The organism is Dehalococcoidia bacterium, assembly GCA_041653995.1.
Classification (GTDB): Bacteria; Chloroflexota; Dehalococcoidia; order GIF9; family UBA5629; genus CAIMUM01.
Genome location: JBAZEK010000001.1, coordinates 421,632 through 444,852 on the forward strand (window position 1 = coordinate 421,632; position 23,221 = coordinate 444,852).

General features: G+C 51.8%; 21 protein-coding genes and 1 pseudogene. 9 read left to right on the top strand and 13 right to left on the bottom strand.

What is annotated here, in order from left to right; translation table 11 throughout:
• The first annotated feature begins 4 nt into the window (after positions 1-4).
• Positions 5-787, top strand: a complete 783-nt coding sequence (locus WC359_02005; protein ID MFA5399204.1) for a prepilin peptidase — start codon at positions 5-7, stop codon at positions 785-787.
• A gap of 227 nt (positions 788-1,014) precedes the next feature.
• On the opposite strand, the gene hpt is transcribed toward WC359_02005, so the two are convergent.
• The 9 genes from hpt to WC359_02050 all read right to left on the bottom strand — a co-directional run bounded on the left by hpt (position 1,015) and on the right by WC359_02050 (position 10,093).
• Positions 1,015-2,436 (bottom strand): hypoxanthine phosphoribosyltransferase, encoded by a 1,422-nt coding sequence (hpt, locus tag WC359_02010; protein ID MFA5399205.1) that lies wholly within the window; start codon positions 2,434-2,436, stop codon positions 1,015-1,017.
• Positions 2,437-2,470: 34 nt separating this feature from the next.
• Positions 2,471-4,690, bottom strand: coding sequence for a vitamin B12-dependent ribonucleotide reductase (locus WC359_02015; GenBank protein MFA5399206.1), 2,220 nt, complete (start codon positions 4,688-4,690; stop codon positions 2,471-2,473).
• A 391-nt stretch (positions 4,691-5,081) separates the two neighbouring features.
• Positions 5,082-5,627, bottom strand: a complete 546-nt coding sequence (nrdR, locus tag WC359_02020) for a transcriptional regulator NrdR (protein ID MFA5399207.1) — start codon at positions 5,625-5,627, stop codon at positions 5,082-5,084.
• 140 nt (positions 5,628-5,767) lie between these two features.
• Positions 5,768-6,880 (bottom strand): cell division protein FtsZ, encoded by a 1,113-nt coding sequence (gene ftsZ, locus WC359_02025; protein ID MFA5399208.1) that lies wholly within the window; start codon positions 6,878-6,880, stop codon positions 5,768-5,770.
• Positions 6,881-6,917: 37 nt separating this feature from the next.
• Positions 6,918-8,138, bottom strand: coding sequence for a cell division protein FtsA (gene ftsA / locus WC359_02030; GenBank protein ID MFA5399209.1), 1,221 nt, complete (start codon positions 8,136-8,138; stop codon positions 6,918-6,920).
• Between the two features lie 49 nt (positions 8,139-8,187).
• Complete coding sequence (locus WC359_02035; GenBank protein MFA5399210.1) at positions 8,188-8,322, bottom strand: hypothetical protein; 135 nt, start codon at positions 8,320-8,322, stop codon at positions 8,188-8,190.
• 21 nt (positions 8,323-8,343) lie between these two features.
• Entirely contained in the window at positions 8,344-9,279 is a 936-nt protein-coding gene (rsmH, locus tag WC359_02040) for a 16S rRNA (cytosine(1402)-N(4))-methyltransferase RsmH (GenBank protein MFA5399211.1), read from the bottom strand.
• Positions 9,276-9,704 (bottom strand): division/cell wall cluster transcriptional repressor MraZ, encoded by a 429-nt coding sequence (gene mraZ, locus WC359_02045; GenBank protein ID MFA5399212.1) that lies wholly within the window; start codon positions 9,702-9,704, stop codon positions 9,276-9,278. The genes rsmH and mraZ overlap by 4 nt, the downstream gene beginning before the upstream one ends.
• Before the next feature lie 23 nt (positions 9,705-9,727).
• Positions 9,728-10,093, bottom strand: a complete 366-nt coding sequence (locus WC359_02050) for a hypothetical protein (protein ID MFA5399213.1) — start codon at positions 10,091-10,093, stop codon at positions 9,728-9,730.
• A 307-nt stretch (positions 10,094-10,400) separates the two neighbouring features.
• Here WC359_02050 and trmD point away from each other — a divergent pair, with 307 nt between their 5' ends.
• From trmD to def, 4 genes and pseudogenes are all read left to right on the top strand, one after another.
• Positions 10,401-11,141 (top strand): tRNA (guanosine(37)-N1)-methyltransferase TrmD, encoded by a 741-nt coding sequence (gene trmD, locus WC359_02055; protein ID MFA5399214.1) that lies wholly within the window; start codon positions 10,401-10,403, stop codon positions 11,139-11,141.
• Positions 11,142-11,170: 29 nt separating this feature from the next.
• A pseudogene (gene rplS / locus WC359_02060) lies at positions 11,171-11,506 on the top strand (50S ribosomal protein L19).
• 95 nt (positions 11,507-11,601) lie between these two features.
• Positions 11,602-13,830 (top strand): primosomal protein N', encoded by a 2,229-nt coding sequence (priA, locus tag WC359_02065; GenBank protein MFA5399215.1) that lies wholly within the window; start codon positions 11,602-11,604, stop codon positions 13,828-13,830.
• A 9-nt stretch (positions 13,831-13,839) separates the two neighbouring features.
• Positions 13,840-14,319, top strand: a complete 480-nt coding sequence (gene def / locus WC359_02070; GenBank protein MFA5399216.1) for a peptide deformylase — start codon at positions 13,840-13,842, stop codon at positions 14,317-14,319.
• Positions 14,320-14,338: 19 nt separating this feature from the next.
• Here def and WC359_02075 read toward each other — a convergent pair whose 3' ends face one another.
• Both WC359_02075 and WC359_02080 read right to left on the bottom strand, forming a co-directional pair.
• A complete protein-coding gene (locus tag WC359_02075) occupies positions 14,339-16,258 on the bottom strand; it encodes a hypothetical protein (GenBank protein MFA5399217.1) in 1,920 nt (639 codons plus the stop codon).
• A gap of 79 nt (positions 16,259-16,337) precedes the next feature.
• Positions 16,338-16,715 carry a metallopeptidase family protein gene (locus WC359_02080; protein ID MFA5399218.1) on the bottom strand — a complete coding sequence of 126 codons (378 nt, stop codon included), beginning with the start codon at positions 16,713-16,715 and terminating at the stop codon, positions 16,338-16,340.
• 165 nt (positions 16,716-16,880) lie between these two features.
• Here WC359_02080 and leuS point away from each other — a divergent pair, with 165 nt between their 5' ends.
• Genes leuS through proC form a run of 4 tightly spaced genes read left to right on the top strand, consistent with a single transcriptional unit; the run spans position 16,881 to position 22,125 of the window.
• Entirely contained in the window at positions 16,881-19,331 is a 2,451-nt protein-coding gene (leuS, locus tag WC359_02085; GenBank protein MFA5399219.1) for a leucine--tRNA ligase, read from the top strand.
• 48 nt (positions 19,332-19,379) lie between these two features.
• Positions 19,380-20,609: an acyl-CoA dehydrogenase family protein gene (locus tag WC359_02090; GenBank protein ID MFA5399220.1), complete on the top strand. Its 1,230-nt coding sequence runs from the start codon at positions 19,380-19,382 to the stop codon at positions 20,607-20,609.
• 34 nt (positions 20,610-20,643) lie between these two features.
• Positions 20,644-21,312, top strand: a complete 669-nt coding sequence (locus WC359_02095) for a YggS family pyridoxal phosphate-dependent enzyme (protein MFA5399221.1) — start codon at positions 20,644-20,646, stop codon at positions 21,310-21,312.
• A 3-nt stretch (positions 21,313-21,315) separates the two neighbouring features.
• On the top strand, positions 21,316-22,125 hold the full coding sequence (gene proC, locus WC359_02100; protein MFA5399222.1) for a pyrroline-5-carboxylate reductase: 810 nt from the start codon (positions 21,316-21,318) through the stop codon (positions 22,123-22,125).
• Positions 22,126-22,143: 18 nt separating this feature from the next.
• Here proC and WC359_02105 read toward each other — a convergent pair whose 3' ends face one another.
• Both WC359_02105 and WC359_02110 read right to left on the bottom strand, forming a co-directional pair.
• Positions 22,144-22,860: a class I SAM-dependent methyltransferase gene (locus WC359_02105; protein ID MFA5399223.1), complete on the bottom strand. Its 717-nt coding sequence runs from the start codon at positions 22,858-22,860 to the stop codon at positions 22,144-22,146.
• A 35-nt stretch (positions 22,861-22,895) separates the two neighbouring features.
• Complete coding sequence (locus tag WC359_02110) at positions 22,896-23,156, bottom strand: YfhL family 4Fe-4S dicluster ferredoxin (protein MFA5399224.1); 261 nt, start codon at positions 23,154-23,156, stop codon at positions 22,896-22,898.
• Positions 23,157-23,221: the final 65 nt, after the last annotated feature.

Sequence of the window (23,221 nt, forward strand, 5' to 3'; positions counted from 1 at the left end):
TAAATTGGAAATAGTTATTTCATTAATTATTTTTCTGTTTGGCATCAGCATTGGAAGTTTTCTAAATGTAGTTGCAGACAGGGTTCCTGCCAGCCAGTCCATTTTAAGCCCGCCATCGCACTGTTCAAAATGTAATCATATATTAAAACCTGTGGATCTCTTTCCTGTATTGAGTTACCTGATATTGAAGGGGAAATGTCGCTATTGCAGACAGTCAATCCCGATACGTTCGTTGCTGGTCGAGTTATTCAGCGGTCTATTCTTTGTATATGCATTCACCATGTATGGCATATCCTGGCAGGCGTTGCAGACAGCTGTCCTGGGATCATTTCTTGTAATACTTTTTATAACAGACATGGAACAGGAAATGCTACCGCATGTCGTCGTTTACCCAGGTATTGCAGTGGCTCTCGGCTTTGCAGCGCTCAAGCCTATTACGGGTACCACACCGGGTATAGTAAGCGCATTGGCCGGACTTGCCACGGGATTTGGAGCCTTTTTCCTGATCTGGGCTGTGCCTAAATTATTCAAGAAAAAACTGATAGGCTTTGGTGATGCAGGTATGGCAGGATTGATTGGTGCGTCAGTTGGTTACCCCGTGATATTAGTAGCCCTATACATTGCCATTCTGGCGGGAGGATTGACTGCTGCCCTGCTGGTGGCGTTCAAGATGAAAAAGCTCAACCAACCCATGCGGTTCGGCGTGTTTTTAGCCATGGGAGGTATCATTTCACTCTTCTGCGGACAGGACATCGCAGATGCTTTGATGCAACTACATATGCTGTAGAATGGGTAAAATTAACATGGTAAAAAAAATTTTAAAAATTTATTAACTACGTTCAAGCAGGGTATTGACATGTATGCGGTTATGTGCTAATTTTATTAACGTCCCAAGTAATCAAAGTTGGAACGGGGAGGCAGAGGCCCTAACACATGGTAAGCGAAGGCTGGCCGGTGAGAGGGGGTGGATGAGGAACCGGGATAACGAGGTTACTTGGGGCGTTTTATTTTTTGCTATTCCAGTATTGCGATAGAGGGCAGGTTGCGGTATTTGCCGCCCATATCTAAACCATATCCAACTACGAACTCGTCCGGAACTTCGAAACCTACGTAATCCAGGTGTACATCTATCAACCGGCGAACCCGTTTATCCAGGAGGGTACAGACCTTCAGGCTGGCCGGTTTTCGGGCGGACAGGCTGTTGAGCACATAATTCAGGGTCATACCCGTATCCACGATATCCTCCACCATCAGAACATGCCTGTTCTCGATATCAGTGTCCAGGTCCTTCAATATTCTTACGGAAAGGTCGGCCTTATCGGCCGGTGTGGATATAGCCATGAAGTCCAGGGTTACCGGGATGGACATATTGAGCATGAGATCGGACATAAAACAGACAACACCCTTCAGGATGCCGATGAGGACAAGTTCCTCTCCCTGATAATCCTTTGATATTTGCTTGGCCAGCAATTTGACCCGGCGCTGAATCTGGGTTTTATTGAACAGATAGCGCTGTACGCCCTTCATTTTATTTTCGCCCAATGGAATGAACCCATGTCTGGCAAACAATTTTAAATAGTCACCCTTATTGAGCAGCTTGATGCTGATATCGGGATAAAGCTCCTTCAAGTGGCGTACCTTGCGGTTCTTCTCCGTTATAAGGCTCTGCTTGGAGGTGGTGAGTTCGATATATAAATCGATTTCAGGCAGGTAGAAATCGGGGGTGAACATCTCGGTGATCCGGTTGTCCTGAGATGAAAGAGGGAAAGAACGCGGTTCGTATAACCACTCCACCTGATAAAAATCCAACAGCCGTGCGAATTCCTCTTCACTGGGATGCCCGAAATTAATGGGCCTGATGGGTGAAAGAGGGAGGTCGGAAAAACTAGTCAGTCTTTTCTGCCGCTCGATATTGGACTGGTGGCGGTTGTTGAGGTCCTGAGCAAGCTCGATTTTCTCCAGTGTCAGGGCGACTAAATTGGCCACAGTTGAGATGAAATCCTTCTCGTTTGGTTTGAAGCGCCGTTTCTCCCGTGTGTATATCCTTATTTCACCAATCACCTCGCCGCGCTGGACTATGGGCGCTCCCAGGAGAGATTTTATCTGCTCACGGGCGGCCTGCTCCGGGTATTGAGTTCGCCTATCAGTAAAAATATCATCTACGGCAACGATCTTGCCATCGAGTATATCGGGGTAGCTTTTACGGGCATTGATGGCGCCCTTACGCAGGTAGAGGTCGCTTAATCCCCAGGCGCCTATTATATCGAGGTATTCCCTGCGCGGATTAAGCAGCATAATTGCACAGCCGGATGCATGTAGCCCCTTGGCAGCGCTGGCAGCAATGGTGCTGATCAGCTTTTTAAGGGGCAATGTGTCGTTGGCAACCTTCGCTATCTGTTTATAAGCAAGGGAATAGCGGTTCTCAGTGGTATCCATACATCACCCACCTCACGAGTCCTGTCAGGTTATATCATCCGCATTTAGTATAGCCGCAACTTGGGCAGATATGGCAACCTTCCTGGTACACTAACTGGCTGCTGCAATCCGGGCACTGGCCGATATAATTGGCCTGCTGGCTCATTTCATAATTCGATGTACTATCATCCTCTTTTTTTACATATTTCTCAAGTACGCTGCCGATCGCATCCGCGCAGGACAGGATGGCGCGGCCGTTCTCCCAGGATACAGAGGGGCATCTGATAGTCCTAAGCTGCTTGATCACCGAGCCCACCTCTATGCCCGATCGTAATATCAGTGATATCAACCTGCTGGTAGCCTCAAGCTGAGCGGAGGCACAGCCGCCGGCTTTTCCCAGGCTGGAGAACACCTCGCAGATCCCTTTATCATCGAAGTTGACGGTTACATAAATATAGCCGCAACCGGTCGTAACACGCTCGGTAATGCCCCTGGTGATCTTTGGCCTTTGCCGGGGCGCCGGCCTGGCCTCGCCTTCCGCTTCCTTAGGTTTGGCGCTGTCCTTCTGGCCTGTATTGAGGACCTGACTGTCCCGGCTTCTATCCCTGTAGATGGTTATGCCTTTGAGGCCGGATTTGTAGGCGGATATATATACTTTCTGGACATCCTCAACGGTAGCCTCAAATGGAAGATTGACCGTTTTGGAGACGGCGCTGTCCGTGTATTTCTGGAAAGCCGCTTGAATCTTAACGTGCCATTCGGGTGAAATTTCATGAGAAGTAACAAATACTTCTTTCGCCCAGCCTGGAACTTCCTTCACATCATACAGGCTGCCGCCCTCAGCCAGTTTTTTCATCAGTTCGGGCGAATAAAATCCCTCTTTTCTGGCAACATCTTCAAAATAGGGATTGATCTCTATGAGCTTCTGGTTGTCCAGTATATGCCGGAAGTAGCTGAGTGCGAAAAGTGGCTCAATACCGCTGGAGCATCCGGCAATGATGCTGAGTGTACCTGTAGGGGCTATTGTGGTCCTGTTTGCGTTCCTGACCGCTGGACCGCCCTTGCTGTCGTAGGTGCTTCCTTTAAAGGCGGGGAAGACGCCGCGTGATGTCCCCAGCGAGACAGACTCGACCGTGGCCTCCTCGGAGATAAAACGCATGATCGTCTCCGCTATCTCCAGAGCTTTATCCGAATTATAGGGGACACGTAGCTGAATCAGCATATCGGCGAAGCCCATAACGCCCAGGCCGATTTTACGGGTTCTGCGTGTCATGTCAGATATCTGGGGTAGTGGATACTGGTTGACCTCTATCACATCGTCCAGGAAACGCACGGCCAGTTTAATTGTCTCCCGCAGCTTGTTGTAATCGATTTCATATTTGCCGTTTGCTCTGCGCAGCATGTGGGACAGGTTGATGGAGCCCAGGTTACACGACTCATATGGGAGCAGGGGTTGCTCACCGCAGGGATTGGTGCTCTCTATCTTGCCCAGGTTGGGTGTTGAGTTAAAATCGTTGATTCTATCGATATAAATGATGCCGGGATCCCCGGTCTTCCAGGCCATATCCACTATCTTGGTAAAGACCTGCCGTGCATTCAGCCTCCCTTCCACCGCACCGGTATTAGGGTTGATCAGGCTATAGTCCCCATCGTCTTCTACTGACTGCATGAAATTATCAGTTACCGCCACGGAGATATTGAAGTTGGTGAAGGCTTTAGGATCCTCCTTGGAGGTGATGAACTCCAGTATGTCAGGATGGTCCACGTTGAGGATACCCATATTTGCGCCCCGTCTCATGCCGCCCTGTTTGATCACATCTGTGGCGGTATCGAAAGCGCGCATGAATGATACGGGCCCACTGGCTACACCTCCGGTGGATCCTACTCGATCCTGTTTGGGCCTGAGGCGGGAGAAGGAGAACCCCGTGCCTCCCCCGCTTTTATGAATCAGAGCCGTATATTTGACGGCGTCAAAGATTGATTCCATGGAATCTTCGATGGGAAGGACAAAGCAGGCGGACAGCTGCCCCAACTCACGGCCGGCATTCATGAGGGTAGGTGAATTGGGTAGAAAATCCAGTGAAGTCATCAGGCGATAAAACTTATCTTCCCATTCGCCTACATCGATATTTATGTCGAACACCAGTTCAGCCGAAGCTATGTGTTGGCTAACCCTTCTGAAAAGATCCTCGGCTTTCTCAGAGGGATTGCCCTGGCTGTCTTTTTGCAGATATCGTTTCTCCAGCACCACCATGGCATTCTCTGATAGTTTCAGTTCAGCGGGGGTGAACCTGTTGGCGCGTGCGGGCCGCACCGGTGTAGCGGCACTGGCCTGAGCAGGTGGTTCCGCAGCTTGTTTCTCGGCCGGCGGCCTGGCGCTGGCCTTCTCGGCCAGCAATTCGTTCACTATAGTGACGATGCGTTCCTTTTGTGGCAGTGGTGGTACAATGGGCGCAACCAGATGTTCCATGCCCGGCAGGGCAGGTTCGATCCTTTTGGACGTAGTCTGTTCATCCATAGACATTCTTTTCTCCAACCTCGAAATTACTTGTTCTGTCAGATCCTCGAGCTCAGACCTATCGGTGATGCCCATGGTCTGGGTATAGGTAAAAACCGTCCTGGCCACAAAATTCCTGACGGAATCCGGAAGCTGATTCCTGATCTGTTTATTTACCATTACGCTGTTTCAGCCTCGATCGCCGCCGCTGCCTGGACAGATCATCTTTGTTAATGAGAGGCAGCTGGCCGTCCAGTGGAGCGCCAAGCTTGCTCTCAATAAGTGTGTCCACTGCCTGCTTGAGAGTCGTGATATCTGAGAACTCGTAGTAAACGCTGGCGAAGCGAATGTAAGCTATGTGATCCAGCTCAGATAACTTGGTGATAGCAATCTTTCCTATGAGGGAACTGGGTATCTCCGTCCTGCCAAGGCTGTAAAGCTCCGCCTCAATCGTCTCCACCAGCTTCTCGATAGTACCGGTGGGCATGGGACGTTTCTCGCAGGCTTTGCGCATCCCTGAAAAAAGCTTCTCACGGTCGAACTCCTCGCGGCGGCCGTCCTTTTTTATTACATACAGGCTTCTATTCTGCAGTCTTTCGTAGGTAGTAAAACGGGACTGGCAAACGATGCATTCGCGCCGCCGCCTGATTTCATCCCCCAGACTCCTGGAGTCTATTACCTTGGATTCCGGCTCACCGCAAGAAGGGCACTTCATCTATCAACACTATAACATGTGGTTGTAATGGATACTAACACAACATATAGTAAGAGTCAATGGTTTAGGAGACATAAATAGAACAGGGCGGAGAATTTTCTCCGCCCTGTTCAAATGGCCTTATGGTTCTTTTATAAAGGTCAGCGCTGCATCCTGTTGATGCCTGCCGGTTGGGGGGCAGCCGCCTGCGCATTGGGATAACGCGAGCCTCTCCTCAGGAATGAAGGTACATCAAGGCTGTCTTCGGTTGCTCCTCTCAGCAGTCTGCGCAATTCGACCTCGGTGGGTACGCCTGAACCATATTGCGCGGTAAAGCCTGTTGCTATGATAGTGATCTGGACATCGTCCTCCATCTGGGGATTGAAGACGACACCGAAAATGATGTTGGCATCGGGATCGACTGACTGTGCAATAACGTCCGCCGCTTCGTTGCACTCGAAGAGGGTGAGGTTGCTGCCGCCGGTGACGTTGAAGAGCACGCCCTTGGCGCCGCTGATGGATACATCGAGCATCGGACTTGCCAGGGCGTTCTTAGCGGCCTCTACGGCCCTGTTTGTGCCCTTGCCATGTCCGACCGACATCCAGGCGGGACCGGAGTTCTTCATGATGGCTCGTATATCTGCAAAGTCCAGATTGATCAGGCCGGGTACGGTCACCACTTCGGCGATGGCCTGCACGCCAAGGCGCAGCACATCGTCTGCCAGTCTGAAAGCGTTGTCCACGGTGGTCTTGTTGTCGCAGAGTTCGATTATACGATCGTTGGGTATAATGACCAGCGTGTCAACCTTGTCGCACAGCTGAAGGATGCCTTCCTCGGCTACCTTCATGCGTCGTCCGCCTTCGAATGAGAAAGGCTTGGTGACGATGGCAATTGTTAGTGCGCCTGAAGACCTGGCTGTTTCAGCTACCACAGGTATGCTGCCGGTGCCGGTGCCACCACCCATACCTGCTGTGATGAATACCATGTCAGCGCCCGCCACCACTTCCTGGATGGCCTGGCGGCTTTCCTCGGCTGATTTGCGTCCGACGTTATGGTCGCCGCCGGCGCCGAGGCCGCGGGTCAGTTTTTCGCCAAGCTGGACGCGGACAGGTACTTCAGCCAGCGCGAGGGCCTGGGCATCGGTGTTCATGCAAATGAATTCCACGCCCTTGATGCCTTCGCGGACCATGCGGGTGATGGCATTGGATCCGCCGCCCCCGCAGCCAATGGCCTTTATCTTGGCCGGTGCGGTCGAGAACATTGATTTTGACATTCTTTAATTAACCTCCTGCAATTTACCTAAATTTTATTTATGCGCCGAAGAATTTCTTGAGCATACCCATGACGTTGTTCACCGAGCCTGCCTGTTTGGGCTTCGCTTCCCAGGTAGGTTTGCCGCCAGTCTTAATAGCCCAGAGCAGCAAACCTACGCCGGTGGCGTTGGCCGGGTCATGCAGCACATCGGTGATACCGTAGACACCCATTGGTTCGCCGATCCTGGTGGGGATGCGTATGGTAGCGCGGGCCAGAGCTTCAAGTCCGTTCATCTTGGATCCGCCGCCGGTCATTACCAGGCCTGCAGGAGCAAGGGAGGCGTAGCTGGTGTCTGGCATCTCCAACAGTATCAACCTGAGCAGCTCTTCCATGCGGTCCCTCAAAATATTGCTGAGGTCCTTGTAGGAAACGCTGTGTCCGTCTTCCACCGTCAGAGTGGACCCCTCATCTTTGGAGCCGGTCTCGGGGTAAACGTTGCCGTACTTCTTCTTCATCGCTTCTGCGATCTCGAAGGGCAGCCCCAGGCCGATAGAGAGGTCGCTGGTGAACTGGTAACCTGCCACCGGGATAATGGACGTGTGATAGATGCTGCCGTCCTTGAATACAGCGATGTCCGTTGTACCGCCTCCGATATCGGCCATAATAACGCCGATCTCTTTCTCTTCGGGGGTGAGAACGGACTCACCGCTGGCCAGCGGCTCGAGCACCAGGTCATCGATCTCGACTCCCACGCTGCGCACGCATTTAACCAAATTCTGTACGGATGCTGTAGACGCGGTTATTATGTGCGTTTCAACATCCAGACGGAATCCATGCATGCCTACGGGGTTCTTGATCTTCTCCTGGGTATCCAGGCTATAGCCGCGGGGTATCTGGTGCAGGATCTTTCTGTCGTCCGGTATGTTCATGTTCTTGGCCGCAGACAGCACGCGTGACAGATCGTCCGACCTAACCAACCTGTCGGTGCGCGGTATGGCAACCACACCGTGGCTGTTGACCGAGCTGATGTGCCGGCCTGTGACGCCGATGTACGCCGATTCGATCTTGACACCGCTGGCCTGTTCAGCGCGTTTGACCGACTCGGCTACGGAGTCCCTGGCCTCCTCGACATTGACCACCATGCCTTTGTGAAGGCCGTGGGATGGTACCTGTCCGACACCGAGCACCTGTAGAGCACCCCCTGAATCAAGGGTAGCAACAATGGTGCAGATCTTGGTTGTACCCACATCGATGCCGGTAATAAGTTTTTTGGTCATTAATCCGAGCCTCCTTTGATTTAATGTGTTTTTAATATTCGAATAGTTACTACATGAAGTAGAGGATGGCGATTGCTATTATCAGGCTGATGAAAACGACGCCATCGAAGACCATACCCCCGAAGATGGTTAAAAGCTTCCGGTCGTTGTTCAGGATGGAATTGAGTCTTTTAGCTCCTATCATTTTCTTTGCCTCCTGTATTTTTTATAGCTTAACCGCCACGCGGAGTTTTGCGCTCCGACTACGCGGGTTTCTTTCGATCTCCTCATCGCCGGGATAAACGGGATGTTTGCTGACAAGTGCCAGAGATGGTTTATGCTGGCAGCGGCATTGGGGTACGGTGGGTGGACAGATGCAGCCCCTGGTCTCACGCAGCATAAAGTTTTTAACAATACGGTCTTCAAGGGAGTGGTAGCTGATGACGGCCAGCCTGCCACCTCTTTCCAGGCAGGTAAGGCTCTGGTCCAGTGCGGTAGTCAGGTGGTCGAGTTCCCTGTTGACCGCTATACGCAAAGCCTGGAAGGTTCTGGTGGCTGGATGTATCTTGCTCAAGCGGTCACCTATTGCTTCGGAGACCGTTGCGGCAAGGTCTGCCGTATCTGAGATCGGCCGATGGTCGACGATGTTTTTAGCAATTCTGTTTGCCAGGGGTTCTTCGCCGTAGATGAGTATAAGCTGGGCCAGCTTGGCTTCGGGGAGCTTATTGACGATATCTGCTGCGGTAAGCTGCTCATCAGGATTGAACCTCATATCCAGGGGTCCATTTAGCTGGAAGCTGAAGCCGCGCTCCGCGCTGGCGAGTTGAAGCGATGATAGCCCGAGGTCGAAGAGTATGCCGCTGGCAGCGAAAAAGCCGGTCTCACGGCAAATGTTCTCAAGATTGTAGAAGTTGTCGTTGATGATAATGGAGCTTTCAAAGAAATCGTAGAGGTTATGTTGAGCCAGGTTGATCGCTTCGGGATCGGCGTCTATGCCGAGTAACTGGCCTCCGGGCTGGCATCCGGACAGGATGGCGAGGGAATGTCCTCCGCCTCCCAGGGTACAGTCTATATATCGCCTGCCCGGCCTGACATCCAGCGCTTCCACAACCTCATCCGCGAGAACCGGTGTATGAACCCTGTTAGCTAATGCGATGCTCATTTCCTTTCCTCCAGGATCTCCATCAACTGGCGTGCATCGTCAGAGGACGGGCGTTCTTTTTGCCACTGGCCAGGGTTCCAGATCTCGAAGCAATTGTTGGTGCCCAGTATTACAGCTGCGTCCGATATCGAGCACCTTTCCCGCAGAGAAGAGGGCAGGGCTATCCTTCCCTGGTTATCGATATTAACCTCATTGGCGTTGCTGAAAATGAAGCGGTTGATCCTTCTTTCCTTATCGGAAACGAGGAAACTGGCCGGGGCCTGATTTGCAGTCATCTTGTTCCAGTCAGCCCGGGTGTAGGCGGTGATGCAATTATCCGCCACCAAAGTTAGAACCAGGCCGTCTTCGATCTCTCTGCGAAACCTGGGGGGCAGAGGAAGACGTCCCTTGTTATCAACCTTGTATTCGTATTCGCCAACAAACATTACTTTTTTACCTGCAAACCCGGTTATACCAGGAGAGCTGCCCTCTCGACTTCTCCTTCAAGATTTCTAATAGCGCTCCAGTCCAGCGTGGCCAGTTCCTGTACGTAGTCGCTCAGCACGTGTTCGGGATTCAACGAGTAGTGAGCTATACCGCTGGAGCAATACCTTTCCTCCACCATCCCCTTTTCAATCAGCTCTCTCAGCATCTCGCGAAGATGGTGGTGTGTGATGTCAAGCACGTGCGCAATGCAGTCAAGGTTAAACTTTGCCTGTGGATGTCTGCCCCAGAAAAGCAACAAGCGCAGGCGATGTCCCGTAAAATCGTTTTCCCTTAAAAAAGAGATCAGATCGTGGTCCGTCATGTTCACACACTGACTATTCATTACCATGTCGTTTCCCCTTTTTTACCACTTTTTACCACTATGTCCCATTATTGACACTTTTATCCCCACTTGTCAATAGCTTTTTAGGGAAAAGTTTTTAAAAAAGGTAGGAATATGCAGGCCGGCTATCGGGTCACTCAGGTAAAACACACAAATTGTGGCAAAAGGCAGCAGGGTCACACAATATATAGTTTATTAGATCATGTGTTCTATTATTCGCACCGGATGTTCAGCTTGTCCGCAGGTTTGGTAGTACGAATGAGTTATGGTAGAATTACGTGCCTTTTCAGGCTATAGTACTTGAGGATTAATGTTGAGAATCGATATATTAACGCTGTTCCCCGAAGCCTTTTCAGGTTATCTGGCGCACAGCATTATCGGCCGTGCCCTGGAAAGTCAGCTTGTCGACATACGCCTGCATAATATCAGATCTTTCACCCATGACAGGCACCATACAGTGGATGACTATTGTTATGGGGGCGGCGCCGGCATGGTGATGAAGCCGGATCCCCTGTTTGAAGCCGTGGAACGGCTTCGCAATGATATAGGTGAAGGCGAATATCCTGTTATACTGCTCACGCCCCAGGGCAAGCTGTTTACACAGGAGATGGCGGGCAGGTATGCCGCATACAACAATATAATAATGGTATGCGGGCACTATGAGGGGGTGGATGAGAGAGTAGCCGAGCACCTCGTCACTGAGGAGATCAGTATAGGGGATTACCTGCTGAGCGGGGGTGAACCCGCTGCCATGGTTGTAACCGATTGCCTGGTCAGGTTATTGCCGGGGGCCATTGGATCAGAAATGTCCCTGGTGGAAGAATCACATGTAGACGGATTGCTGGAGTATCCGCAGTACACGAGGCCACCTGACTTCCGGGGATGGAAGGTGCCTGATGTCCTTCTTTCGGGGAATCATAAGGAGATCGCTGACTGGAGGAGAAGACAGAGCATCCTTCGGACGGCTCACAGGCGTCCTGACCTCTTGGGCAAAGCGAAATTGACAGATATCGAGATGAATCTGGTAAAATCAGCAGATTTGAATAATAATTAATAGTCTTAAATAAAGGAAAGGAATCGATCATGGATATCAATACCATAGGAAAGAATAAGGTCAAGCCGGGGCTGCCCAAGCTGTCTCCCGGCGATAACGTTCGCGTGAGCTTCAAAGTCAAGGAGGCCAGCCGCGAGAGGCTGCAGACATTCCCGGGGCTGATTATTAAAGTTACCAGGCACAATTCCGGAGGTAATTTTACAGTCCGCAGGGTGACATCGGGTATAGGTGTTGAACATACATTTCCACTGGCTTCTCCACTGCTGGACAAGATCGAAGTCGTGCGCCATGGAAAAGTCAGGCGCAGCAAGCTGTACTACATCAGACGGCTGAGCACCAAGGAAGCCAGGCTCAAGGAAAGGCGTGAAAGGATCTCGGAGGCGACCTCGCCGACCCCGGTTGAAGATATGTTGACTGCCCCCGTGCCTGAGGCTCCCGCAAGCGAAGCCGAATAAGCTGGATGCGATTTGCTGAGGTAGCCGTCGGCGCAGCCGGCGGCCACCGACATACGTTCACCTATTCCATTCCTCCAACGCTTCGAATAGAGCCCGGCTGTGCGGTGCTCGTGCCGTTCGGACCGAGAGTTGTACGCGGCATAGTTATCGGGCTTTCGGAAACATCCACAGTTACCGAGACACGTGATATTATCAGCTGCAGCTCACCCCTTCCGCTGATCAGCTCCGAACGTATCAGCCTGGCATCCTGGATTGCCGACTACTACGTAGCTCCCGTGTTCAGCGCCCTTGCTCTCATGCTGCCTCCTGGATTCAACAGCAAAAGGCAGGTAAATCCCAAGCATCAAAGATTCCTTATATTAGATGTCGCAGGTGAAGAGCTGTCCCCAATTTTGGAGAAACTGAAAAGAGCACGGGCTATTAAACAGGCAGGCGTTTTAGAGATGTTGCACGCTGCAGGCGGCAAAATGCAGTCCGTCCTGGCTCTGAAAAAAGTCGGGGGTGGTCGAGAGGTGATAACGGCTTTGCAATCGAGACGGTTGATACGAGAGGTCAGTGAGGAAGTGTTTCGTGATCCTATAACCAGGACCGATCATCCGCTCGAATTTCCTCTGCAGTTTACCGATGGCCAGCAGACGGCCTGGAATCCCATCAGGGACAGTATACAGGCGGACGGTGGTAAGGCTGCAACAGCCGTATTTCTGTTGCATGGTGTGACCGGAAGCGGCAAGACCGAACTTTATCTTCAGGCCCTGGCCGACGTGGTTAAATTGGGAAGGAAAGGCATATGTCTGGTACCGGAGATATCTTTGACACCCCAGGTGATCGACCGTTTCTTTGCCAGGTTCCCGGGCAGGGTTGCCGTGATGCATAGCGCACTCACGGCAGGCGAATTGTACGATGAATGGCATCGCATTGCCCGCGGCGATTTCGATATAGTTATCGGACCGCGCAGTGCCATATTCGCTCCTCAGCCGAACCTGGGCCTTATCATTGTGGATGAGGAGCACGAGTGGGCTTATAAACAGTCCGAGAAGTCGCCGCGTTATCATGCCCGTGAAGTGGCTATCCAGTTGGCACGCCTGACCGACTCGGTGCTGATAATGGGCAGCGCCACACCTGATGTGGAGACCTATTATCGCGCTACACGATCAGAATTTGAACTTGTTGAGTTGTCGGAGAGGATAACGCCTCTGGGCATATCACCACTACCTGAGGTGGACATAGTAGACATGAGGCATGAGCTTAAAAGCGGCAACCATGGCATTTTCAGCCGCGCCCTGCAAGCAGCTATGACAGAATCCCTTAACCGTCATGAGCAGATCATTCTATTTATTAATCGTAGAGGCCGGGCCACTTTCATTGCATGCCGGGATTGCGGATATGTTATGAACTGCAGGCGCTGTTCGGGCGCTCTGACCTACCATTACGCGGAGAAACGCCTCATTTGCCACCGCTGCCGGCGATCGTATCCTGTCCCACGCAAATGTCCCCGGTGCTCCGGTAGGGAGATCAAGTATTTTGGAATCGGCACCGAATCTGTGGAGGCGGAATGCCGCAAGCTTTTCCCCGGCGCCGGTGTAATTCGTTTTGATAGCGATGCTGTCACGGGTACGGCAGCTTTTCAGGAGGTAGTAAACTCCTTCCGTAGCCGGAGTATCGATATTTTGGTTGGGACGCAGATGCTGGCTAAAGGGCTGGACTTTCCCGGCGTTTCATTGGTCGGAATCGTGAGCGCGGACACAAATCTGAATTTGCCCGACTTCAGGTCAGGGGAGAGGACCTTTCAACTGCTCTGCCAGGTAGAAGGCCGGGCTGGCCGTGGTATCTTCAGGGGTAGAGCTATAGTTCAGACCTATAACCCGGACTACTATGCAGTGAAGTTCGCAGCAAGGCATGATTATGCCGGTTTTTATAACAGTGAAATCCGCTACAGACGAGAATTCGGTTATCCGCCCTTTAACAGCATAGCAAGGATGGTTTTCAGCCACTCCAACGAAAGCAAATGCTTTAAAGAAGCGGAGCGCAGGGCCGGTTTATTAAGCCAGACGATAGCTGAAAAAGGGCTGACCGGAATCAAAATAATCGGGCCGGCCCCGGCTTACGTAATGAAACTCCGGGGCAAATTCCAGGTGCAAATCATTTTATTGGGACATGAACTGCATGATCTGTTGCGGGACGTCGATTTACCGGAGGGCTGGATTTTGGACGTTGACCCTGTGGGTATGCTTTAATTATTTATCATGGCAGTGCTTAAGATTCGCACTAATCCCGACCCTGTTTTACGGAAAAAAGCCGTGAAGGTCACCAGCATAGATGATTCGGTACGCAAGCTTATCGATAACATGATCGAGACATTGCGGAAATCATCCGGAGTTGGCCTGGCCGCAAATCAGGTGGGTGTACCATTGCGTATCGTGGTCATACAGGTCCCGGAAGAAGAATTACTTGTATTGATTAATCCTGAGATTGTCGAGACCACAGGGTCGCGCACGGTTGTTGAAGGATGCCTGAGTATACCGGGATACCAGGCTGAGATATGCAGGGCAGAGGCCGTTAAGGTTAAAGCGAAGGGGCGCAGTGGCAAACTGATACGCAGAAAGGCCTCCGACCTTTTAGCGCAAGCCATACAACACGAGGTGGATCACCTGAACGGTGTGCTGTATATCGATTATCTCGACGATATGAGCCAGCTGGTGAAAATCGCTTCCGAATCTGACTGAAGGAATCGCCGGATTTGTATCAGCCGGTCCAATCCATTTCAACTACGAATTTGCCGGTCCAGTTCTCCATCGACACCGGGTAGAAACCCGGAGTATCCTTGACGATCTGGAATTCCACATCCTGCGTCTTGCCGGGCGCTAACGTCACGTCGTGTTGCGCTTCGGCTATACCCTTTATCCGCAGGATGAGCGGGTGGCTGCCAGTTATTTCTCCCGTATTGGTGACCGATGCAGTAATTATGACGGGTTGCCCCTGACGCACGCGTTCTGGCGAGATGGAGAAATTGCTCACGGTGAATGAGGGAGGTGTCAGGGGGATAACCGTGAAGAATCCTCCCAATCCGTCGATATCGGCATAGTAATCGCCCGGCGCGTCCTTGACTACAACGAAGCCGGCTGTCTGGCCGGCTCCCGGTGTTAAAGTCATATCGGTGATGTTCTCAACCACTCCGCCGATACGCAGTACAACGCTATATTTCCCCATCTGGGCTCCATTATTGGAAACTATTATGCTGACATTCACAGGCTCGCCGACTTTTACATGGTTTGGTGTGATGGTGAGGTTACTCACTGTGAACTTGGGCATGCCCATTTGCTGGAAGGGCGCTGCCTGCTGAGCCCCGTGCTGCATGGGAGGATACATACCATGAGGACCCATGGCCGGCATAGGGGATTGTCCTGTCGTGTGCGGTGTCTGCGGCATGCCCGGTCCGGGCTGAGATGGCATATGTGGCACAGGTGGGGCAGGTGGTTGCGACCCGAAAGGCATACCTGGCTGCCCGAGCGGAGCCCCGGAAATCGGAGGAGGCATACCATGTCCCGGTTGTTGAGGCATACCGGGCGGCATTCCGTGGCCCGGCTGTGGTGGCATGCCCGGTGGCATACCCTGCGCCAGCGGTTGCCCCGTAAACTGTTGTCCGGGCTGCTGCATATGTGGTGCTTGCGGGAATTGTGGCCCCTGCGGGAATTGCGGTGCCTGAGGGAATTGCGGTCCCTGCATGGAAGGAGCATGCATTCCCTGTGGGGATGAGGGTCCCATGCCCGGCTGCGCTTGAGGGGGCAATTGTTGCTGCATCCCTGGTTGAGACTGGAATGGGGATTGCATTCCCATTGCCGGGAGCGGTTGTCCCGGCTGCTGGCCACCGGGTGGCATGCCCGGCGCGGACATATCAAAGGGTGCTCCTGGTTGGCCTTGTCCCTGCATACCCATTTGCATACCTTCGGGCATACCTTGCATACCCGGCATACCCGGCCTCTGCATCTGGCCGGGGAACGGGAATGCCTCGGGACCACCGGGCTGGCCTGCCTTGCCTTTGCCTTTCACCGGTTTCTGGCCGGGAGCTGCCTGGGCACCTGCCTTGCCTTTGCGGGACGGTTTGAGTACTACCATTACGATCAGCAGAATTATCACACCCAAAACGATGCCGAAAAATGCCCAGAGGTACCACGGGAACATATCTAAAAATGATCCTGCCTTAACCGTAAAGAAACCCTGCTGGTTTCCCACTGTTACGTCATTATTGCCGGCAGTCTGGGCGGTGACGGTAAATACGATATCCTCGCTTTCGGCGGGCCCCAGTGATAGCTGTTTGGCGCTGCCTACCGCAGTACCGTTTATCTTGACTGTCAGAGGATAGGTTATATCGAAGGGACTGTCGTTGGTTGCCTTGACTTTTATGGTGACTATTTTGCCCTGTTCGACCTCGGCTGGCGAGATAAAAGGAACCCCTTTGGTCAAAGTCAGGCCTTCGGGAAGGTCCGAAGCATCATCCGCCACTACGGATGGTGTGGTAGCTCCGGAGGGACCGGTGTGCACCGCGCTATTGATGCTAACACCCATATCTGTAAACGAATGACTGTACGCGCTCACGCTATATGGCAGGAAAACAGCCGATAATATCAGCAGGGCTATCGGTAACGATATTAGCATCCTTCTCATCAATATATAGCCTCCAATAGATTTACCATATACAATCTGATAATACTCTACTCTAAAATCAAGTGTAAATCAATACTAATTAGTTGCCGCCTCTGTTTTCAATCAAATCCAGGCGATCCTCGTCCATTCCAAAGTAATGGGCTATTTCATGTTTAACCGTCCTGATAATCTCACGCTTGATTTCGGCTGTCGACCTGCATTGAGCTTCCAGAGGCTTTTGAAAGACGGTTATCCTGTCGGGCAGCACCAGATTATAGCTCTGATCGCGATGTGTAATTGGGGTTCCTTCATATAAACCGAGAAGTTCATGCCTGTCTCTGAGGCCAACGTTTCTCAGTTGCTCTTTGCTCGGCCAGTCCTCGACAAAGATCTCTACGTTATCTAACAGCCCCCTGAATTCCTCAGGCAGGCCCGATACAGCCTCGGCAACCAGTTCTTCGAATGTCTCTCGCTGCATATCTTTATGTTTCCCTGATTCATGATATCAATTTTTCATAGAGACGGCACTAAACACTCTGGGAGATGGTTCAAATGTTAACGGATGTCGTGTAAGTCGCAGCTAAAGCTGTGTCCCTATATTATATTGACGATCGAAGGCATAGGGGCTAAAATTCTGTCTATTATGAAAGCTGCGAGCCGCTATAATCCACAAGAAATCGAGAAGAAATGGCAGGATAGATGGGACCGCGACCGTTTATATGAAGTAAAAGAGAATGATCCGAGGCCCAAGTTTTATGCTCTGACCATGTTCCCCTATACATCGGGTGATTTGCATATCGGTCACTGGTATGCCATGGCTCCTTCCGATGTGTATGCAAGATGCAAGATGATGCAGGGATTCAATGTTATGCATCCCATGGGCTTTGATGCCTTCGGCCTTCCGGCGGAGAACAAAGCTATAGCTACCGGCATTAACCCGGCCGACTGGACCATGAAAAACGTCGAGAATATGCGGCGCCAGCTACGTACTATCGGGGCTATCTATGATTGGAACCGGGAGGTCATAACCTGCCAGCCTGAGTATTACAAATGGACTCAGTGGTTTTTCCTCAAGCTTTACGAAGCGGGACTGGCCTATCGTGGAAAGGCGGCTGTGAACTGGTGCCCGCGCTGCCAGACCGTGCTGGCCAATGAACAGGTAGTGGGGGATGGATTGTGCTGGCGTTGCGAGAGTGTTGTGGAAAAGAAACAGCTCGAACAGTGGTTTTTCCGCATCACTAAATATGCCGATGAGCTACTTGATTTCAAAGGCATTGACTGGCCGGAAAGAATACGTATCATGCAGACCAACTGGATCGGTAAGAGTTACGGCGCCGATATATCGTTCGGGCTCGACCAGCCAGGCGTCAAGGATAAAGAGATAAGGGTTTTTACCACTCGACCGGATACTATTTTCGGCGTGACTTTCTTCGTTATTGCCCCGGAGCATCCACTGGTGCCGGCGCTGACCACACCCGATAGAAAGGAAGAGGTTGAGGCTTATGTGCGCAAGGCGCAGCGGCAGACCGAGTTTGAAAGGACGGCGGCTGAGACTGAAAAGACTGGAGTCTTTCTGGGCACCCACGTAATCAACCGGGTAAATGGGGAGAAAGTTCCAATCTGGATAGCTGATTATGTACTTCCTCAGTATGGCACGGGCGCAGTAATGGGCGTACCGGCGCATGATCAGAGGGACTTCGATTTCGCCAAGAAATACGGCATTCCTATCAGGACCGTGGTGTCGCCGCCGGACTGGGACGGCGGCGACCTGCTTGCAGCTCACGTAGAAGGCGGACGCATGGTTAATTCAGGGCAGTTTAACGGTCTGACCGATCAGGAAATGATCGACGCAATATGTGATTTTCTCGAGGAAAAGGGGTGGGGAGGTAAGACCATCACATACCGTCTGCGAGATTGGTTGATATCTCGCCAGAGATACTGGGGCGCACCCATACCCATGGTATATTGCAGTAAATGCGGTCTCACACCCGTGCCCGAGAAGGACCTGCCGGTGCTATTGCCGCCGGATGTGGAGTTCAAACCCACGGGAGAATCACCTCTCAAATACTGCGAGTCGTTCGTCAATACCAGGTGTCCAAAATGCGGTTCACCTGCCAGGCGTGAGACTGATACCATGGACACGTTCATGTGCTCATCATGGTATTTCCTGCGTTACACAAGCCCGGGCTGCGATGCATATCCTTTCGATAAAGACAAGCTTAAATACTGGATGCCGGTGGACCTGTATACGGGAGGCGCTGAGCATGCCACCATGCACCTGCTGTACTCAAGGTTTTTTGTGAAGGCCATCAGGGACATGGGGATCGTCGATTTTGATGAGCCTTTCATCCGGCTTTTCAACCAGGGTATTATAGGCAGCCAGGGCGAGAAAATGAGTAAATCAAAGGGCAATGTAGTAACCCCCGATGACTACGTCTCTCAAATGGGGGCCGATGCAGTCCGTGTTTACCTCATGTTCGTGGGACCCTGGGAGCAGGGCGGAGATTGGAACGACAATGGCATTGTGGGTATGGGAAGATGGTTGAACCGTGTATGGAGCCTGGTAACAACCGATTACCAGGAGAAGAGTGTCGATTCTGAATCCTCAAAAGAGTGCCTGCGGATTATGCATAAGACGGTTAAAAAGGCCACGGGCGATATCGAGCGATTCCGTTTCAACACCATGCTGGCGGCGCTGATGGAATACACCAATACGTTGAGCAAGGTATTGGAAGCAGGCAGCATCCCCGCGGCAGAATGGAAGTTGGCGATAAAGACGTTGTTGATACTGATGGCGCCTTCCACTCCACATATGTGTGAGGAGCTGTGGGTAGCATTAGGGTATCCCTACAGCATTCATAAACAGACGTGGCCGGCCTGGGATAAAGAACTGGCAGCCGACGAGGAGGTCACCCTGGTGGTCCAGATCAATGGAAAGCTCAGAGATAAACTCACTGTGCCGGTCGACATCGGCGAGGAAGAGGCAGTCAAGCTGGCCTTTGCCCAGGAACGCATCAAGGCTTATACGGCAGGCAAGAGTATAGCCAAAAAGATATACGTGCCGGGTAAATTGCTTAATATCGTGCTTAAATAGCAGGCAGGACGGACACACTGATTCTATTTAGCTTAAAGGGGTGAAACAATGCTGGAACCGTTGTTGACTGATAAACAAAAAGCGTTAAGGGAGGAAGTGCGGAGGTTCGTGAAATCCGTTCCCAAGCAACTATTGCAGGATATGGACGCCGACAAGGTACGCTATCCGCGGGAATACGTGGTCAATCTGGCAAAAAACAACCTGCTTGGCCTACGGTTTAATCCTGCCTACGGCGGTAGGGGATTAAATTGGGTGGACGAGGTCATTGCGCTCGAAGAGATAGGTGTATTGGGAATGTCGCTCGGCTGCCTTTTCTCACTGGTCAGCATCGTGGGAGAGGCGCTGGATGTATTCGGCAGTGATGAGCAAAAAAAGAAATACCTGGAGCCGTTGCTGAAGGGCAAGATTTTCTGCGCGGAGGCATTAACCGAGCCCAGAGGGGGCTCCGACTTCTTCGGGGCGACGACCACTGCCGTACAAAAAGGCGACTATTACATTTTAAATGGACAGAAACGGTTCGTGGTGGGGGCGGATGGGGCGGATATTTTCCTGGTTTATGCCAGGACCGAGGGAGCGCCGGGAAAGTCTATCAGCGCCTTCATTGTGGAGAGAGACATGGGTGTAGATGCCAAGTATATCTACGGCCTGCTGGGAACGCGGGGCGGAGGTGCAGGACGTCTTGTCTTTAAGGATACCAGGGTTCCCAAGGAGAATCTGGTGCTTGGTTTAAACAGGGGCGCCGATGTATTCAATCAGATGATGATACCTGAGAGGATGACCTCAGCAGCCGGCGCTGTGGGCCTGGCCAGGGCCGCACTGGAGCTGGCAACCAGGTACAGCGACAAGCGTAAGGCATTCGGGCGCAAGATACGTGAGTTTGAGGGAGTGAGTTTCAGAATAGCAGACAGCGTTATCAAGCTGGATGCCGCCGGCATGCTGGTTTATGGAGCATCAGCGGCTGTTGATACTATGGGCAGCACCGGTTATACGCGACGCCTGGTATCGGAGGCCAAACGCTTCGCTACGGAGTCCTCATGGGAGATAATCAATAATGCTATGCAGGTTGTGGGTGGTATCGGGTACACTAATGTATATCCCATCGAAAAGATGTTGAGGGATGCCCGGCTATCGATAATCTGGACCGGCACAAGTGAGATAATGAATCTCATAATTCAGCATGAGTATTACAGGGAGACTCTGAAGCTTGCAGTCAGCGTGCGTGATATTGAGGATGACGCCCAGGAAGCTCATGCAGTCGACGAGAAAATATACGAATAGCCCGGTGTGCTGAAGCGGGATAGGATGGCCGGTATTGCAGGAAACTATTGAACGTCGCATCAGGGTAGTGCGTGGCCATATTGAGGAAGCGTGCCGCAAAAGCCGGCGGGATATTACAGAGATAAAACTTATTGCGGTTACCAAAAATTTCGCATCGGGGGCGGTCCGTGCAGGGTTTGATTGCGGATTAAGGAATTTCGGGGAGAACCGGGTTCAGGAAGCTCTGGCCAAATACGCTGAACTGGAGGATATAAGAAGGCAGATAACACTGCATTTCATCGGCCATCTTCAAAGTAATAAGGTCGGTGATGTCCTGCATACGGTAGACATAATACACAGCGTTGATACATTACGTCTGGCCAAGATACTCGACAAGAAAACAGCCAGGCCGGTCAACATTCTTTTAGAGGTCAACCTGACGGGTGAGCAGACAAAATACGGGTTCTCCAGAGAGCAGCTTAAGCTGGCGGTCGATTCGATTTCGGCCTTGTCTCATGTGAATGTGCTGGGGCTAATGACGATTGCGCCGGTTTGCAGTGACGCAGAGGAGGTCCGTCCGTTGTTCGCAGAAATGAAAAGACTTAACTCGGCCTATGGATTCAAGGAACTGTCGATGGGCATGACGGACGATTTTATAGTGGCTGTGGAAGAGGGGGCTACCATGATAAGGATTGGACGTGCCGTATTCGGTGAAAGGAGCTGAATCATGAAGGTTGCTGTCATAGGTGGAGGCATCATGGGTGGAACGCTGGTCAAGTGCATATTGCGCGCCCGGCTGGCGTCAAAGGGCGATATCGTTGTTAGCGATGTCTCCCATGATCGGCGGGAGCTGATGAAAAAGAGGTATGGTGTAGCAGTGACTGATAATAACGCTGAAGCTGTAAATGGGGTTGATGCAGTTATTATGGCTGTTAAGCCGCAGGAACTGGCCGGGGTATTGAGCCGGCTATCGGGACACCTGGCATCGCAGCTTGTCATATCGATTGCAGCCGGCATCAGCCTGGAAACAATATCACAGATTTCGAAGCAAAGTGCGGTGGTACGCGCCATGCCCAATACGCCGGCCCAGGTCGGTAAAGGTATGACAGTCTGGACATCATCCGGCGAGCTGTCGTCGGAGAAACATGACATGGCCAGGCTGATACTGGCTTCGATGGGAGAAGAGATGTTTCTTAAGGATGAGAAATATCTGGACATGGCTACGGCCGTCAGCGGCAGCGGCCCGGCTTATGTGTTCCTTTTTATGGAAGCACTCATTGATGCAGGAGTTCACATAGGCTTGACCAGGGATGTGGCGCAGAAGCTTGTAATCGAGACAGTCGCCGGTTCCGCCGAGGCGATGAAAAAAATGTGCAGGCATCCTGCCGAGTTAAGAAACATGGTTACCTCGCCGGGGGGCACGACCGCCGAGGCTTTGCTACGCCTTGAAAGCGGGGGCATGCGTTCGCTTGTGATAAGCGCGGTCATAGACGCGTATGATAAAGCGCAGAGACTGGAAACAAAGAAGGCGGGATAGATTATTCAGCCGGGCCGCCTAACCGGCCACAGGCTTTCGACAGTACAGGACCGTGCTTTTGGGAAAGACGCGGTTCAGGCCGTTTTCCAGCCATTTTGTATAGCGGTGGCCATTGTAGATATCCCAGACCAGGAATTTGTAGTACTGCGAAGGCACGAACGCTTTCTCATTCTTGAGCCCGAACAATCCTTTAGACCACCAGTAAATAGAATGCAGCGCATGTTTGTATCTTACTGCGAAGATATTTAGGCCGTATTTCTTGAGTAGTTCCATGATCTCTGACTGCTTATATATCCTGATGTGTCCGCCGGGTGCATTGTGATAGTCATCCGATATCTTCCAGCAGACGGATTCAGCGAAATGCGATGGGACGCTGACCGCCAGGATACCGCCGGGCTTAAGCACGCGATAGAATTCCGATACTGCGACGAAATCATCAGGCACATGCTCTAGCACCTCTGAGCAGACTACTTTGTCAAACAGGCCGTCCTCGAAAGGCAGCCGGGTCACGCTGCCGGAGACGAGGTGCCAGATACCCACTGTCTCTTTCGCCTTGTCCATCTCGTGGAGCATAGTCCAGGCATGCTTGAGGCTGGCGGCATCAAGGTCGAACGCTACAGAGCGGCCTTTGTTAACTTTACACACCTGCCAGATGTGACGTCCGTGGCCACAGCCGGCATCGAGTATGTTTTCATTGCCATTGATCTCGAGGAGATCAAGGTCTATGGTCAGCATATATAAAGGTTATTCCGAGTTATTAGAATTCAATCTTACTGTGGTGTCTTGCCGGGATGAAGTGCCTTCCACTTTTCCAGCAACTGGTCCTTCGACTCTTTATGGGCGGGATCGGGCACGCAACAGTCGACAGGGCATACTTCGGAGCACTTGGGTTTGTCGAACCAGCCGATGCACTCGGTGCATTTGGCGGGATCGATAATATAAATGGTCTCGCCCTCTTTAATAGCCTCGTTCTTGCACTCCGCCTCACACGCACCGCAACTGATACAGTCATCGGTTATCTTGTAAGCCATCCTTTCGGCACCTCCAATAGTGTATTAATAATGATATAAAAAAATTCCTTCAATATGCTACCAGA

Coding starts and splice junctions, on each gene's coding strand:
- nrdR (MFA5399207.1), bottom strand. CDS start 5,627: ATGAAGTGCCCTTCTTGCGGTGAGCCGGAATCCAAGGTAATAGACTCC.
- rsmH (MFA5399211.1), bottom strand. CDS start 9,279: ATGAGCATCGCATTAGCTAACAGGGTTCATACACCGGTTCTCGCGGAT.
- WC359_02075 (MFA5399217.1), bottom strand. CDS start 16,258: ATGAGAAGGATGCTAATATCGTTACCGATAGCCCTGCTGATATTATCG.
- WC359_02090 (MFA5399220.1), top strand. CDS start 19,380: ATGCTGGAACCGTTGTTGACTGATAAACAAAAAGCGTTAAGGGAGGAA.
- ftsZ (MFA5399208.1), bottom strand. CDS start 6,880: ATGTCAAAATCAATGTTCTCGACCGCACCGGCCAAGATAAAGGCCATT.
- leuS (MFA5399219.1), top strand. CDS start 16,881: ATGAAAGCTGCGAGCCGCTATAATCCACAAGAAATCGAGAAGAAATGG.
- WC359_02105 (MFA5399223.1), bottom strand. CDS start 22,860: ATGCTGACCATAGACCTTGATCTCCTCGAGATCAATGGCAATGAAAAC.
- mraZ (MFA5399212.1), bottom strand. CDS start 9,704: ATGTTTGTTGGCGAATACGAATACAAGGTTGATAACAAGGGACGTCTT.
- ftsA (MFA5399209.1), bottom strand. CDS start 8,138: ATGACCAAAAAACTTATTACCGGCATCGATGTGGGTACAACCAAGATC.
- WC359_02050 (MFA5399213.1), bottom strand. CDS start 10,093: ATGGTAATGAATAGTCAGTGTGTGAACATGACGGACCACGATCTGATC.
- WC359_02035 (MFA5399210.1), bottom strand. CDS start 8,322: ATGATAGGAGCTAAAAGACTCAATTCCATCCTGAACAACGACCGGAAG.
- proC (MFA5399222.1), top strand. CDS start 21,316: ATGAAGGTTGCTGTCATAGGTGGAGGCATCATGGGTGGAACGCTGGTC.
- priA (MFA5399215.1), top strand. CDS start 11,602: ATGCGATTTGCTGAGGTAGCCGTCGGCGCAGCCGGCGGCCACCGACAT.
- WC359_02080 (MFA5399218.1), bottom strand. CDS start 16,715: ATGCAGCGAGAGACATTCGAAGAACTGGTTGCCGAGGCTGTATCGGGC.
- WC359_02110 (MFA5399224.1), bottom strand. CDS start 23,156: ATGGCTTACAAGATAACCGATGACTGTATCAGTTGCGGTGCGTGTGAG.
- hpt (MFA5399205.1), bottom strand. CDS start 2,436: ATGGATACCACTGAGAACCGCTATTCCCTTGCTTATAAACAGATAGCG.
- def (MFA5399216.1), top strand. CDS start 13,840: ATGGCAGTGCTTAAGATTCGCACTAATCCCGACCCTGTTTTACGGAAA.